Here is a 14,805-nt window from a genome sequence, read left to right as displayed (position 1 = left end):
GAATAGAGTAAGAAATTGGAGAGACTATGAAGATTGTGCAATGTTGGTTAGAACATCCTGTACGTAGGTTGGATCAGACTTTTACATACTTATATGACGATGAAGATATTGAAGTGGGTAGCCGTGTAACGATTCCACTTTTAAATCGTAGTGTTGTTGGTTTTGTAGAAAGTATCCAAGATACGGATGAAACAAAGGAAGAGATTGAAAGACGATTTGGTTTTAAATTGCGCTTTATTCAAGATGTTAAAGACTCTGAGAGTTTAATTACAGATGAATTGCATGACTTAGCGATGTGGCTTAAAGAAAATACTTTATCGACAACAATATCTTGTTTTCAGACGATGTTACCATCGAAGCTGAAACCAACTACGAATAATAAAAAAATTGTGAAAGAGAAATGGGTTAAACTGACGAACGAAGAAGTTAGTTTAACACCTAAGCAATTAGAAGCCTATCTTTACGCACGTGAGCATCAACCATTGACATATACAGCTTTACGTAAAATATATCCAGGGCAAGCGCGTGCACTCATTGAGAAAAATGCAATTCTCTTAGAAGAAAAAGAAAGAGAAGCAGCAGATGATGTAAATATCAATATTGAATCTGCATTACAGTTAACACCATTACAACAGTCTGCAATGGATGAAATTAACAATAGTCAGGACGAAGTGTATCTTCTACATGGTATCACTGGTTCTGGTAAGACAGAGGTATATTTACAACTGGCTGCACAAGCACTTTTACAACATAAACAGGTATTGATTTTAGTGCCTGAAATCAGTTTGACCCCACAAATGATTAATCGTGTTTCTTCTCGCTTTGGACATGCATTAGCAATCTATCATAGTGGACTAAGCGACCAAGAGAAGTATGAGCAGTACCGCAAGGTAAAGACTGGTAAAGCATCTATTGTCGTTGGCACAAGAAGTGCGGTATTTTTGCCCTTTCAGAATTTAGGTTTGATTGTCATGGATGAAGAACATGATAATTCTTATAAACAAGAAAACCAGCCAACATATCATTGTCGTGATGTGGCTATCTGGAGAGGCCATTATCATCACTGTAAAGTGATACTTGGCTCAGCAACACCAGCACTTGAAAGTTATGCACGTGCTCTAAAAAATGTATATCACTTGGTAAAGATGAATGAACGTATCAATCAAAGCCGACCAAATATTCAACTTGTATCAATCAAGGATAGCATTAAGAAGAATGGTAACTATATTATTACAGACGAATTACGCATGAAGATACAAGAGCGATTAGAAAAAAATGAGCAGAGTATTCTATTGTTAAATCGCCGTGGTTATGTCACTCAGCTTCGCTGCAAGTCTTGCCAAGAGGTTGTGAAATGTCCACATTGTGATATTGCGATGAGTTATCATCGTGATGTGAATCGCTTAAAATGTCATACTTGCGGTACAGAGATCACCGTGCCAAAGGAATGCCCACATTGTCATAACCGTACGGGTTTTACCACAATGGGTTTTGGCACAGAGAAACTAGAAGCGGAAGTACATGCATTATTTCCTAATGCGAAGGTATTGCGTATGGATGCGGATACAACAGGTAGAAAGAATGCGCATCAAAAGATATTACAAGCTTTCGGTAATCATGAAGCAGATATCTTATTGGGTACACAGATGATAGCCAAGGGATTAGATTATCCACACGTTACACTGGTTGGTGTCATCAATGGGGATGAGGGTTTACAACGTACGGACTTCCGTAGTTGTGAGATGACCTTTGATTTATTGATGCAGGCAGGTGGAAGAAGTGGCAGAGCTGATACAGTGGGTGAAGTTGTATATCAAGTATTTGATCCAAGCCACTATGCGGTGCAGTGTGCTGCAAGGCAAGACTACGAAGCATTTTTCCGCAACGAGATGAAGTTTCGCCATGCAGGACAATATCCACCATATACTTACTTGATTGCCTTAACGATCCAAGGCCGCAAGGATGATGTGGTGATGAATCAAGCAATGGCAATCAAGGATGAAATCGTGGGTAACTTTAAAACGATTGGTATTATTTCGTTGTTAAAGATACAAGATTTATATCGCTATCGAATTTTGTTAAAGGGGAAGGATTTAGATTCGATGAGACACTCTGTTGCAAGGTTTTTATCTACGACAAAGATAGATGTAACAGGGTTACGGATTGATATCAATCCGATGTATTTAGATTAAAGGAGTTATATGAAAGATTTATTACAATATCGTAAAGAACTATTATGTGGTGAAAAAATTACACTCAGAGGTACGACGGCTGAAGATGAAGCAATTTTAGCAAAGTGGTGGAACGAAGAGACAATGCTACTAGGGAATCGTTCAAGAATTGTTCCTACATTTACCGAAGAGAATTCTTCGCTATTTCATAGTTGGTCATCAAACCAAGCGAGAACTGGCTTTGGTTTAACGATAGAAAATAAACAGGGTGAAGTAGTAGGGCATATTACAGCTTTCAATCTATCGATGCCTGAGATGATTGCGACAATTGGTATCCTAGTAGGACCAGAGCATCAAGGTAAGGGCTATGGTACAGAAGCGATGCGTAAAGCAATTCGTATCTGTTTTGAAGAATTGAATGCTCATAAAGTAGAGTTAAATGTATTCTCATATAATGAAAATGCAATCAAGATGTATGAGAAGGTTGGCTTTGTATTAGAGGGTAGAAGAAGAGCTGCTTCCTACCACCATGGTCAGTTTTATGATGTTTTGACCATGGGGATTCTTCGAGAAGAGTATTTTTCTCGATAAATCGCTTGGAAAATAGATAGAAATTAGAAGAAAAATCACGTTATGGCAAAAATGTAAAAAATGCCGATGGAAAGCGAGATTTTTCTTCTTTTTTTATATTTTTTATCTTGTATAATAATAACAAAGTGGTAGAATAGTGGTATGAAATGGAGCAAAGTGGAGGGAATATTCAGATGATGATGTTCACAGGTGAATACAGACACAATCTAGATTCGAAAAACAGACTGATTATTCCGTCGAAATACAGAGACCAGTTAACAACAAAGATTTACGTAACTGAGTGGATGGATGGATGCTTAGCTGCATTTGCGGAAAATGAATGGAACGAGTTGGTGTCAAAGCTAAATAAGTTACCAATCACAAATAAAAAAGCCCGTGCTTTCGTACGTAGTATTTTAGGAAAGTCGGATGAATGTGGTGTGGATAATCAAGGCAGAATCTTATTACCTCAATTTCAAATCTCTGATAGAGGATTTGAAAAGGCCTGTGTCATCGTAGGCGCTTCTGATCACTTTGAAATTTGGCCAGAGAAAGTATTTGAACAATACAACGAAGAATCTATGGGTGAATTAGAAGACTTTGCAGAAGACTTAACGGAGTTATTACAAGCATGAGGCACACATCAGTCTTATTAAAAGAAACAGTAGATTCACTCAATGTAAAAGAAGACGGCATCTATGTGGACGGAACATTGGGACGCGGTGGACATTCTGGTTATCTCATTTCCAAATTAAAGAGTGGTCATCTATACGCATTTGATAAAGATAGTCAAGCGATTGCGGAATCTACAGAGAACTTGAAAGATGTGTTGTCTTATATCACGATGATTCACAATGACTTTCGATCTATGAAGGAAGAACTTGCAAAAAGAGGGATTTATGAAGTGAATGGAATCATGATGGACTTAGGAGTTAGTTCTCCGCAGTTTGATGATCCAACGAGAGGATTTAGTTATCGATATGATGCACGTTTAGATATGCGTATGAATCAAGAGCAAGAATTAGATGCATATCAAATTGTGAATACATATTCCTTCGAAGAACTCTGCCGTATCTTACGCGAGTATGGAGAAGAAAAATTTACAAAGTCAATTGCAAGAGCAATTGAAAAGCAACGAGCAATCCAACCAATTGAGACGACATTTCAATTGGTGGATGTAATCAAGTCAGCATTACCTGACAAGGTGTTACGTCAAAAAGGACATCCTGCAAAACAAACATTCCAAGCATTACGTATTGAAGTAAACGATGAGCTTGGAGCACTACAAAAAGGATTGGAAGAAGCGCTGAGCATATTAAAGCCAAATGGTAGATGTGCAATTATCACATTCCATTCTTTGGAAGATCGGATGGTCAAAAATGTATTCAAAGAATATTCATCAGCACCTTACATTGACCCGCGTATTCCGGTTAAGGCATCAGATATCAAACAAGCCGATTATAACTTAATCACAAAAAAACCAATCACAGCTACTGATGAGGAGTTAGACGAGAATCATCGCTCTCACAGTGCAAAGCTACGTGTAATAGAGAAAAAAGGAGAATAAGGATATGGCCAAGATTGTTAAAAGAAAAAAACGGAAAAAAAATACAGCTTTTTTAAATTTTTCTATATGGATGTTCATGATTTCTGCTACACTTTACTTGGCTAGTTCCATATTCTTAAGAACTTATAACAATGCCTTAAGTGCTCAGACACAACAAATGGAAGCTGATATCGTAACATTAGGTACGCAGAATGATGCACTAAAGGTAGAAATCTTGAACTTAGGATCAAATAACCGCGTTGATGAAATTGCGGCAAGCAACGGTCTAAGTAAGAAACAGGAGAATATTGTCACTATCACAGGTGGATCTAGCAAGACAACTGGAGATTAGAATGGCAAAAAGAAAGAAATACCGTAACGAAGTACGCCGAATATTGATTGTGACATTAGCAGCAATGATGCTGATTGCTTCTAATGTTTTTTTCGTAACCATTGGGAAGGTACATTTACGTTCCGGAACAGATTTGAGTATTTATGCAGATTCTGCCAATACGGTTACAGACACTACATTAGCTTTACGTGGGTTTATATATGATAGAAATGGTCAGGTGATTGCACAGGATAATCGTACATACGATATCGTTTGTGTTTTATCTTCTGCTCGTCAATCCGTTGAAGGCCAGATTGCATATGTTAAAGATAAAGAGGGTACCGCAAAGGTTCTATCAGAGATATTGAGAATTGATTATGACAAAATTATGGGATACCTTTCTCAAGATATCTATCAAACAGAGTTAGGCATTGGTGGTCGTCGTTTATCACAAGCAACCAAGGAACTTATTGAATCTTACAAGTTACCGGGTATTGAATTTACTGATTCCATTAAGCGTATCTATCCAAATGGGCAATTCGCATCGAACTTAATTGGTTATGCACAACAAGATGATCATGGTATTACAACTGGCCAGATGGGATTAGAGCTTTACCTAAACTCTTATCTATCTGGTACAAATGGTACACGTACATACCAGACAGACAAAGATGGTTATCGTTTACCTGGAATGAAGGATGAAGTGGTCAGCGCTGTAAATGGTGATGACGTTTATCTAACACTAGATACCTCCATTCAGCAGACGCTCGAACAATCCATGAGTATGACACAAAGCCAATTTGGTGCAGATAATGTTTGGGGTGGTGTCATGGAGATTAAGACTGGTAAGATCTTAGCTTGGGGTCAATCTAATTCCTTCGACCCAAATATTCGGGAGATTACAGATTATACAAATACAGGTGCACAGCTTCCTTATGAACCAGGTTCTACTTTAAAGACATTTACTTGGGCTGCAGCTATCAATGAAGGTAAGTACAGTGGCTCCGAATTAACAAATGGTAATTCTTACTGCTATGGAACAGATAGCCAGAACAATCCAATTCGCGCATCGGCAGATAATAGCTTAGGCTGTGTTTACAATGCATATCATTATCAATACGGTTCTGTTGATTTTGACACAGGTCTTATCTACTCGCTAAACTCTGTAGCAGGTACCGTTCAAAATGAAGTGATAACGCCAGATACTAACCTAGAGTATTTAAGAAAGTTTGGTTTCTTCAAAGATGTGGATACAGATGGTTTACCAGAAGCAACTGGAACATTAAACTTTACCTATCCATCGGATAAGCTTTCCTTATCCTTTGGCCAGGGCTCTACGGTTACAATGTTACAGTTGATGCAGGCGTATAGTGCTGTATTCTCTGATGGTACAATGGTAAAACCATATTTCGTGGATTCTATTCGTGATGGATATGATAATTCGAAATATATCTATAAAGCAAATAAGACTGTAGTAGGCCATCCAATTACAAGTGATACCGCAAAACAGTTGCAGAGTATTCTCTATCGTGTTGTAAATGATGATAAGGGTACAGGTCGTGGCTATCGTATCCCAGAATGTAAAGTCATGGGTAAGACAGGTACGACTGAATTAGCGGTTGATGGTAGTTATCAATCTGGTAAGTATATCTATTCCTTTATGGGTGCCTTACCTGCAGATAACCCACAGATTCTGGTTTACTATGCATTCCAAATTGATTCAAGTGCTCCAGTTAACCAACAACCACAGGTAAACTTACTACGTCGTATTACGATGCAATATGGCTTTGCACAGCAGGTAGCTGAGACACCAGAAAATACAGCAGAAACTGTTTCTGTATATGAGATGCCATCCCTCATCAACCATAGTTTAAGTTATGTACAAAATACTCTTTCTTCGTATGGAACAGAACTGTATAACTTAGGTGATGGAAATACTGTTATTCGTCAATATCCACAAGCTGGTCATTCAGTAACGACTGGACAAAAGGTATTCTTAGTTACCAATGCCAATACGATTTACATTCCGAATATGCTCGGATGGAGTAGACAAGATGTGGCTGGATTCTGGCAAGCAACAGGATTGGATGTTACCATCACAGGTGATGAAACATCTGTTGTAACTTCACAAGATATACCGCCAGGTTCATACATTGAAAAGGGAACAGCTATATCGATCCACTTTGGTGGGTAGTCAGGAGTAAATATGTCAATATTTCAAATGAGCTTATATTTCGTATTAAGTCTTAGTATTGTACTAGTGACGATGCCATTTTTGATTCAATACCTCAAAAAGCTAAGCTTCAAGCAAACTGTTAGTGAATATGCATTGGAGGATGATAAGAAAAAGGCAGGAACACCTATCATGGGTGGTATCTTGTTTATCGTTGTTCCGGTTGTATTAACTTTGGTATTTGTAAAAGGGATTTTCCAAGATCTGGACACGCTAATTGTATTGCTGGCATTTATGGGGTATGGCCTGATCGGTTTTGTGGATGATTTTTTGATTGCAGTACTCAAAAATAATCAAGGCTTAAAACCGCTTCATAAGTTTTTGATGCAGGTACTATTAGCGGTGGTATTCTTCATGTTATATCGCTCTCATGCATCTTTAGAAATTACACTTCCAATCACTCGTATTGTATTACCACTAGGTATCGCATATTTCTTCTTGGTACTATTTATGTTTGCTGGTTCAAGCAATGCAGTGAATCTAACGGATGGTATGGATGGATTATCCTCTGGTGTTAGTATTATCGCTTTAATACCATATCTAGTCATTACACTAAAACAAGAGAAGATTGGTTTAGCTATCTTTGTAGTATGTTTGATTGGTGCTTTACTCGGATATCTTTACTATAATAAAAAACCAGCACGTGTATTTATGGGTGATACAGGATCATTGGCCTTAGGTGGTGTATTAGCAGCTTTGGCGATGATTACCAAAACAGAATTATTACTAATTTTGATTGCGGGTGTACCGGTGATTGAAACACTTTGCGTAATGATTCAAATTGGTTCTGTAAAGATGAGACATAAGAAGATATTCCCATATACACCAATTCATTATGCATTCCGCATTAAGGGTATGCCTGAAGTTAGTATCGTACGTATGTTCTGGCTTGTAGAGGCAATTCTAGCAGGAATTGGACTACTCATTGGAATATGTTAATCCTAGATGAAAATTCTAGGTTTTTTTGTTTTGTTTTGGTAGATTGAAAACAGATGATTGAAAACAGAGTATAATATTGGCGAGTATTATCATTTTGGAGTATGGTTATCGAAAGATGTTTTTGGTATAATAATTAAGTTGTTAGGAGGAAGGCATGTCACAAAGTACTTTTGATGTGAATCATCGATTAGTGGAACTAACGATGGTTCTCAAATTGCAAAAATTACAAAAAGAAGATTTGCCTACTCTTACATATGGGAATCTTGAGGATTATCTGAATCATTTATGGCGCAATAAATCACCGCGAACGCTCAATCAAGCTGTTGATGTTGTGTGGAACGTTGCTGCAAATGATGTTGTACGCTTCTTATCAACACAAGCTGTTATTGATGGTGCGAAGAAAAACCTTGAAGATTTTGCGGATGTCATTGGAGGGAATTAACTTATGGCAAAAAATACTACAAAGAAAAGTAAGTTAGCCGTATTTGTGTTAATTGTTCTATTGTTAGGTACTTTAATCGGTACAACAATACGTTCAATTATCTCTAGTTTAAATTTAGGCTTAGACTTACGCGGCGGTTTTGAAATCTTATATCAGGTAGAACCGTTAAATGAAGGTGCTACAGTTGATATGTCTGCTGTGATTAACAGTATTTCAAAGCGTATCAACGTATTGGGTGTTAGTGAACCACAGATTACTGTCGAAGGTAATAACCGTGTTCGTGTACAGATTGCAGGTGCGAAAGATCTTGAAACTGCACGTGAATTAATTGGTACAACAGCGAATCTAACATTCCGAGATGTAGATAATAATGAATTAGCGGATTCATCTATCTTACAAGAAGGTGGAGCATCTCTTGCTTATAAAGATGGCGAACCTATCGTATCCTTAAAAATTGCGGATAAAGAGAAGTTTGCGGCAATGACGAAGGCAATTGCGAAAAAGGGTAAAGGTGCTAATGTAATGATCGTATGGCTCGATTGGCAGGATGGCGATACATACGCTGCTGAAGCTGCGAAGGCGAAGAATGGTGAAGAGCCTAAGTATATTTCGGCTGCTTCTGTACAATCAGAAATCAATGGCGACTGCATTATCTCTGGTAACTTTACAGAGGACTCCGCAAGAACGCTAGCAAATCTCATCAATTCTGGTTCCTTACCAGTCAAGTTAACAGAGCTTTCTAGTAACGTTGTGTCTGCTTCTTATGGTGCAGATGCTTTACAGGTAACAGCACTTGCTGGTGTTATCGGTGTTGCGATTGTTATGGTTGTTATGATCTTCGTATATCGTTTACCTGGTTTGATTTCATCTATCATGCTTGCATTCTATGTATGGGCTGTATTTGGAATCTACTCCTTAATGGGCGCTGTATTTACATTATCCGGTATCGGCGCGCTTGTATTAGGTGTTGGTATGACTGTCGATGCAAATATCATCAACTATGAGCGTATTCGTCAAGAACTATACAAAGGCAGAAGTGTTCGTGCCGCAGTTGCGGAGGGTGGCAAGCTATCCTTTGCGGCAATCTTTGATGCACAGTTTACAACACTATTAGCTGCGTTAATTATGTATATCTGGGGAACAGGTACAGTTAAGGGCTTTGCAACTATGTTGATTATCACTGTTGTGATGACATTGCTTCTTAACGTAGGTTTCTCTAAGTGGTTATTGAGCCTCATCGTTGACTCTGGCATTTGCGATGGCAAGCCAGGATTATTCGCTGTTAAGAAGAATCAAATTCCTGATGTATCTAAGGGTGAAAAACAATTCTACACAGGTGCATTCAAGTTTGATTACATGGGTAAAGCGAAGTATGCGGTAGCTGCTGGTGTTTCTATTATCGTATTATCTCTAGCATTAAGTTTCTTTAACTTAGCTAAGGGGAATGGTTTCTTAAACTTAGGTATCGACTTTGCGTCTGGTACAAAGTTAACAGTTACTTCTGAGCAGGTTGTAAATGTTTCTGATGTTGAAGCAAAAATGGAAACATTAGGCTATAAGGGCTTTAGTTATCAGAGTGCCGGTGAACATACTGTTTACGCCACAACAAAGGCGTCTTTAGATAAAGAGCAGTTAACAACAATCAAATCTGCTTTTGAGAAGAAGTATGGTGTTGAACCTGGTGATAACATTGTTACTCCAGTGGTAGGTTCTGAACTTGTAAGAAGTGCAGTGATCTTAACAGTTGTAGCGTGGATTGCAATGCTAGCATACATCACATTCCGCTATGAGTTTGACTATGCGTTTGGTTGCTTGGTTGCGCTTGTACATGACGTATTAATTGTAACTGCAGTGTTTGGCATCTTACGACTAGAAGTAAATATTGAATTGATTTCTGTATTACTCACAATCATAGGTTACTCAATCAATAACTCGATTATTGTATTTGACCGTGTACGTGAAGAAGTAAATCTACGTAATCGTATTGAACCCACAGAATATCGTTCTATCGCTAATGAAGCGATTGATGAAGCCATTAAGATGTCCTTGATGTCATCACTTACAACAATTATTCCTGTAATCCTCTTACTCATCATGGGTAGTAGTTCCATCTTTACATTCGTATTTGCAATGTTGATCGGATTAATTGCTGGTACAAGTTCATCAGTATTCGTTGCGGCTTATATATGGTGCTTGCTCCGTGAGAAGTCTAAGCCAAAGCAGAAGATTACAAAACAAAAGAAAGATAAGAAAGTTAAGAAAGAACTTCTTGATGAATATACCATTTCTGGTATTAACGCTTAATGAACAATAAGCAGCGGGTATACCGCTGCTTTGATATTTTAGGAGAATGTATGTTAGATATAAAAGCTGTCTTGTTTGATTGTGATGGTTTGATGTTTGAAACAGAGCTTATCTCACAACAAATATGGAAAGATGAAGCCATGAAATTAGGATTTACTTTACCGGAAGATTTTTTCATCAATATTACTGGTTCTGGAGGAGAAGCACTCAACCGTTATCTTTCATCTATCCCGAATGGAATGCACTTGTTTGAGGTGATGAAGAAAAAGAGATTTGATATTTCTTTTTGGTCATCGATTCAGAAAGATTGTTTGAATAAGAAAGGGTTAATTACACTATTTCAGTGGCTTAAACAAAATGGCTATCGTATTGGTATTTGTTCCAGTAGTCATCGCACATATGTGGAAGCGTTATTGTCGACGGTATCTACGCCCTTAGAGTATGATGCCATTGTTGGAGGCGATATGGTAACATACGCAAAACCAGACCCTGAAATATTCTTGGTTGGTGCTAAAATATTATCTGTACAACCATCAGAGTGCCTTGTTCTAGAAGATTCTAAACAAGGGATTATCGCCGCAAGAAGAGCTGGGATGCATTCTTGTTTTATCGAAGATACCATTCAACCAGATCAGAGTATGAAAGAAATGATTGAATATCAAGCCGAAAATTTAGAAGAAGTGATACAACTTCTTCGTCAATAAGTAAGGAGGATTGTATGAGCCTACAAGTTTGGAAAAATGAATTTGCCAATAAAAATGTCGTGATATGGGGGTATGGACGTGAAGGACAAGCCACTTATCGTTTGATTCGCCGTTTACTTCCTGAGCAGGAATTAACAATCGTAGAATCAAAACCAGGACCATCCTTAGAAAAGGCAAAGGCTGATACTGTTCATACAATCTGCACGTGTGAAGCAGATGTGAATTTGAATAGCTTTGACTTGATTCTCAAATCACCTGGTATTGTGATTCCTGATTCAATTGATGTTAGTAAGATAACAGGGGAAACAGAGTTGTTTATCAAACACTATCGTGACCATATTGTTGGTATTACGGGCACAAAGGGAAAATCCACCACAACATCACTTGTGGCTGCACTATTAAAGGAAAAGTATCAGGTATGCTTGGTGGGTAATATTGGTATTCCTTGTTTTGAGGCGATTGATGAGATGGAAGATGGTGCATACGCTGCACTAGAGCTATCGTGTCATCAGCTAGAAATTTGTCGCTATTCACCAAAATACGCTGTCTTTTTAAATTTATACGAAGAACACTTGGATCACTATGGAACGATGGAAAAGTATGGACTCGCGAAATCTCATATTTTTACAAATCAAATACAAGGCGATACGATCATCATGCATGAAGAGATGAAAGACTTCATCAAGTTATCGTTAAATACACCATATCTAATTGGTAAAGACATTACAGCCCATGGAACGACGTTATACATTCCAAGACATGAACTTGACGCATCTGGCGCGAGGTTAATTGGTGAACATAACTATCGTAATCTTGCGGTTGCCTACTTTATCGCAAACAAATTAGGTGTTAGTGATAAAAGTGTTATGAAGGCGATTGCTAGTTTTAGACCGCTAGTACATCGCTTAGAAGACTTAGGAGAGTATAAAGAAATTCGTTTTATCAATGACTCTATTTCCACAATTGGGCAATCCTGTATTCAGGCATTAGAATCGATTGAGAACGTCGATACTGTACTTGTGGGTGGAATGGATCGTGGTATTGAATATGATGAAGTAGAAGACTACTTACATGCACGCAAGGATGTACAGGTCATCTTTATGTATGCGACTGGGAAACGCATTTATTCTGAAATGGAACAGAAGGGTTTACTAAGACCGGGACTACATCAAGTAGAAGATCTTGAAGAAGCTGTTAGACTTGCAAAGAAACTGACAAGACCTCATCATGCATGTGTCTTATCTCCAGCCGCAAGTTCTTATGATCACTTCAAGAACTTTGAACATCGTGGAGATGTATTTAGAAAGTTGGCTTTTGAAGAATGAAGTATAACGTAATTGATGTAGACGCTTCTGCTCTACAAGAAAAATATAAGATTGGTCTTTTGAGTGCGAAACTTTTGAAGGCTTCTCATTTAGATGATGAAGAAATTCATGAGTTATTCGAAACGGATACTGCACTTACAACCAGTAAGGCTGCGTGTATTCAAAGATGTTGTAAACGTTTATTACAGGCAAGGGATAATAATGAAAAAGTCATGATTGCTGGAGATTATGATGCGGATGGTATCTGTTCGACGACAATCATGAAGATGACCTTGATGAAGCTAAAGATTGAACATGGCTATTACATACCAGATCGCATGAAAGAAGGCTATGGCTTATCTGCACATACAGTTGAGCTAGCACATCAAAAAGGATATAGCCTAATTATTACCGTCGATAACGGTGTCAAAGCCCATGCGGCAATTCAAAAAGCCAATGAACTTGGTGTAGATATTATTATCACAGATCATCACCAGATTGATGAAGAGATAGAAACACCATATGTTGTACATCCTAACTATATGGAAAGTGAATTTTGCTATCTTTCTGGTGCAGGTGTTGCTTTACAGATTGCACGCAACCTGATTGGCGAAAATGATATCCAAACAGCCTTTGCGTGTGTTGCGGCAATCGCAGATGTGATGCCTCTATGGAAAGAGACAAGACGTATCGTAAAGCGTGGACTAGCTATATTAAAACAGGGGAGACCGCGCAGTTTGATCAGTCTTTTAAATCCAGGTAGTGGTATTGATATGACTTCCATTTCATTCTCTATCGTTCCAAAGCTCAATAGCCTAGGACGTATGAGCGATCTTGCGAATGTGAATACAATGATTCCATTCTTACTTTCAAACAATGAAGAACAGATTGCACACTATGCAACACAAGTAAATCAAATCAATGAGAAGAGAAAAGAAATCAGTTCTTCGATTAGTGAGATGGCAATCAATATGATTGCGGATGAGAAGTTTCCTATCCTATATCAAGAAGATTTCCACGAAGGAGTATGTGGTCTAGTTGCAGGACGCATCGTTTCACAGTTACATCGTCCAGTGCTTGTCATGGCGAAAAGCCATAATACAATCAAGGGCAGTGGCAGAAGTGTATCGGGGTTTAATCTCTTTGATTTCTTTAAGGATTTTGAAAACCTTGCGGCCTTTGGTGGGCATGAACAAGCAGTTGGTATTTCAGTGCTGATTGAGAAGTTTGAAGAATTCTATCAACAAGCACAAGAGAAGATGGCGAATGCGGGTTATGAATATATAGAACCGGTTCAGGATGCGATTCGTATTGATGCAGAGGATATTCATTTTAACAACATCATTGATATCGATTGTTTTACACCATATCCAAAAGAAATGATTGAGCCTAACTTTGCGCTTGAGGATATGAATGTTGTAGAGCGTAAAGAAACTGCGAAGATGGTGAAATACCTAATCGCAAATAGTAGTGGAGGCTTTGAAGCAGTACTGTATAAGAGCAGAAATATAGCAGCTCCAATTTTACCAAAGCGTTTGATTGGAAAATTATCCATTCATAGATGGCGGAATCGTACAACCTGTCAAATGATACTCGAAGATATTGTCTGAATCTGCTATACTAAAGGATGCATATTACAAAAATTATTTTATCCGCACAGGAGGGGATTTATCATGGTATTAAAGATTGAAGACTACATTGCGTCTGTAAGGGATTTTCCAATCAAAGGAATTCTTTTTAGAGACATTACACCGATTCTAGAAAACGCAGAAGCGTTTAGAGAAGTAACGAATCGTTTATGTGAATACGCAAAGAGTGTTAAAGCAGATATGATTGTTGGTCCTGAAAGTAGAGGATTTATTTTTGGCTGTCCAGTCGCAGTTCAACTAGGACTGGGTTTTGTGCCTGTTCGCAAGCCAGGTAAGCTTCCTCGTGAGACAATTAGCTGCAAATATGAATTAGAATATGGTTCTAATGAAGTGCACATGCACAAAGACGCAATTAAGCCAGGACAGCGTGTTGTTATCATTGACGACTTATTAGCGACTGGTGGAACAGCGAAGGCTACTGCGAAGATGATTGAACAATTAGGTGGTGTCGTAGCCGGTTTTGCGTTTGTGATTGAATTATACGGTGATGATATGGATGGCCGTAAAGCGCTTGAAGGCTATGACATCTATGCGATGACTCGCTTAAGCGACAAATAAGTATAATCGAAGAGTAATCTTCGATTTTTTGCAAAATAGTAGGGGGTGAAAAAT

The 14,805-nt window shown here is 38.2% G+C and carries 13 protein-coding genes; all 13 read left to right on the top strand.

Annotation, left to right across the window (positions count from 1 at the left end; translation table 11 throughout):
- The first annotated feature begins 26 nt into the window (after positions 1 to 26).
- The 13 genes from priA (at position 27) to RGT18_RS07440 (ending at position 14,751) form a co-directional block, all read left to right on the top strand.
- Positions 27 to 2,192 carry a replication restart helicase PriA gene (priA, locus tag RGT18_RS07500; RefSeq protein WP_028077502.1) on the top strand — a complete coding sequence of 722 codons (2,166 nt, stop codon included), beginning with the start codon at positions 27 to 29 and terminating at the stop codon, positions 2,190 to 2,192.
- Positions 2,193 to 2,201: 9 nt separating this feature from the next.
- The gene (locus tag RGT18_RS07495; protein WP_028077503.1) at positions 2,202 to 2,762 is read left to right on the top strand and encodes a GNAT family N-acetyltransferase; all 561 of its coding nucleotides are present in this window, start codon (positions 2,202 to 2,204) and stop codon (positions 2,760 to 2,762) included.
- 146 nt (positions 2,763 to 2,908) lie between these two features.
- The gene (gene mraZ, locus RGT18_RS07490; protein ID WP_051240890.1) at positions 2,909 to 3,376 is read left to right on the top strand and encodes a division/cell wall cluster transcriptional repressor MraZ; all 468 of its coding nucleotides are present in this window, start codon (positions 2,909 to 2,911) and stop codon (positions 3,374 to 3,376) included.
- Complete coding sequence (gene rsmH, locus RGT18_RS07485; protein ID WP_028077505.1) at positions 3,373 to 4,308, top strand: 16S rRNA (cytosine(1402)-N(4))-methyltransferase RsmH; 936 nt, start codon at positions 3,373 to 3,375, stop codon at positions 4,306 to 4,308. The genes mraZ and rsmH overlap by 4 nt, the downstream gene beginning before the upstream one ends.
- A gap of 4 nt (positions 4,309 to 4,312) precedes the next feature.
- A complete protein-coding gene (locus RGT18_RS07480; protein WP_006525638.1) occupies positions 4,313 to 4,639 on the top strand; it encodes a hypothetical protein in 327 nt (108 codons plus the stop codon).
- Between the two features lies 1 nt (position 4,640).
- Positions 4,641 to 6,812 carry a penicillin-binding protein gene (locus tag RGT18_RS07475; RefSeq protein WP_028077506.1) on the top strand — a complete coding sequence of 724 codons (2,172 nt, stop codon included), beginning with the start codon at positions 4,641 to 4,643 and terminating at the stop codon, positions 6,810 to 6,812.
- A 12-nt stretch (positions 6,813 to 6,824) separates the two neighbouring features.
- A complete protein-coding gene (gene mraY, locus RGT18_RS07470) occupies positions 6,825 to 7,790 on the top strand; it encodes a phospho-N-acetylmuramoyl-pentapeptide-transferase (RefSeq protein WP_028077507.1) in 966 nt (321 codons plus the stop codon).
- Between the two features lie 154 nt (positions 7,791 to 7,944).
- Entirely contained in the window at positions 7,945 to 8,232 is a 288-nt protein-coding gene (locus tag RGT18_RS07465) for a hypothetical protein (RefSeq protein ID WP_006525635.1), read from the top strand.
- 3 nt (positions 8,233 to 8,235) lie between these two features.
- A complete protein-coding gene (locus RGT18_RS07460; protein ID WP_028077508.1) occupies positions 8,236 to 10,536 on the top strand; it encodes a protein translocase subunit SecDF in 2,301 nt (766 codons plus the stop codon).
- Between the two features lie 50 nt (positions 10,537 to 10,586).
- Entirely contained in the window at positions 10,587 to 11,240 is a 654-nt protein-coding gene (locus tag RGT18_RS07455) for an HAD family hydrolase (RefSeq protein WP_028077509.1), read from the top strand.
- A gap of 14 nt (positions 11,241 to 11,254) precedes the next feature.
- Positions 11,255 to 12,565: a UDP-N-acetylmuramoyl-L-alanine--D-glutamate ligase gene (gene murD / locus RGT18_RS07450; protein WP_028077510.1), complete on the top strand. Its 1,311-nt coding sequence runs from the start codon at positions 11,255 to 11,257 to the stop codon at positions 12,563 to 12,565.
- Positions 12,562 to 14,154 (top strand): single-stranded-DNA-specific exonuclease RecJ, encoded by a 1,593-nt coding sequence (locus tag RGT18_RS07445; RefSeq protein WP_051240891.1) that lies wholly within the window; start codon positions 12,562 to 12,564, stop codon positions 14,152 to 14,154. The genes murD and RGT18_RS07445 overlap by 4 nt, the downstream gene beginning before the upstream one ends.
- Before the next feature lie 63 nt (positions 14,155 to 14,217).
- Entirely contained in the window at positions 14,218 to 14,751 is a 534-nt protein-coding gene (locus RGT18_RS07440; RefSeq protein WP_037403423.1) for an adenine phosphoribosyltransferase, read from the top strand.
- Positions 14,752 to 14,805: the final 54 nt, after the last annotated feature.

The sequence above is a fragment of the Solobacterium moorei genome, assembly GCF_036323475.1.
Lineage (GTDB): Bacteria > Bacillota_I > Bacilli_A > Erysipelotrichales > Erysipelotrichaceae > Bulleidia > Bulleidia moorei.
The sequence above is the reverse complement of the archived record's forward strand: the minus strand, read 5'-3'. Positions and strand labels throughout refer to the sequence as shown.

Excerpts from the sequence above, each read along its gene's own strand:
- murD (WP_028077510.1), top strand. The coding sequence starts at position 11,255 with ATGAGCCTACAAGTTTGGAAAAATGAATTTGCCAATAAAAATGTCGTG.
- rsmH (WP_028077505.1), top strand. The coding sequence starts at position 3,373 with ATGAGGCACACATCAGTCTTATTAAAAGAAACAGTAGATTCACTCAAT.
- RGT18_RS07455 (WP_028077509.1), top strand. The coding sequence starts at position 10,587 with ATGTTAGATATAAAAGCTGTCTTGTTTGATTGTGATGGTTTGATGTTT.
- RGT18_RS07445 (WP_051240891.1), top strand. The coding sequence starts at position 12,562 with ATGAAGTATAACGTAATTGATGTAGACGCTTCTGCTCTACAAGAAAAA.
- mraY (WP_028077507.1), top strand. The coding sequence starts at position 6,825 with ATGTCAATATTTCAAATGAGCTTATATTTCGTATTAAGTCTTAGTATT.
- priA (WP_028077502.1), top strand. The coding sequence starts at position 27 with ATGAAGATTGTGCAATGTTGGTTAGAACATCCTGTACGTAGGTTGGAT.
- RGT18_RS07475 (WP_028077506.1), top strand. The coding sequence starts at position 4,641 with ATGGCAAAAAGAAAGAAATACCGTAACGAAGTACGCCGAATATTGATT.
- RGT18_RS07480 (WP_006525638.1), top strand. The coding sequence starts at position 4,313 with ATGGCCAAGATTGTTAAAAGAAAAAAACGGAAAAAAAATACAGCTTTT.
- RGT18_RS07495 (WP_028077503.1), top strand. The coding sequence starts at position 2,202 with ATGAAAGATTTATTACAATATCGTAAAGAACTATTATGTGGTGAAAAA.
- RGT18_RS07440 (WP_037403423.1), top strand. The coding sequence starts at position 14,218 with ATGGTATTAAAGATTGAAGACTACATTGCGTCTGTAAGGGATTTTCCA.
- RGT18_RS07460 (WP_028077508.1), top strand. The coding sequence starts at position 8,236 with ATGGCAAAAAATACTACAAAGAAAAGTAAGTTAGCCGTATTTGTGTTA.
- mraZ (WP_051240890.1), top strand. The coding sequence starts at position 2,909 with ATGGAGCAAAGTGGAGGGAATATTCAGATGATGATGTTCACAGGTGAA.
- RGT18_RS07465 (WP_006525635.1), top strand. The coding sequence starts at position 7,945 with ATGTCACAAAGTACTTTTGATGTGAATCATCGATTAGTGGAACTAACG.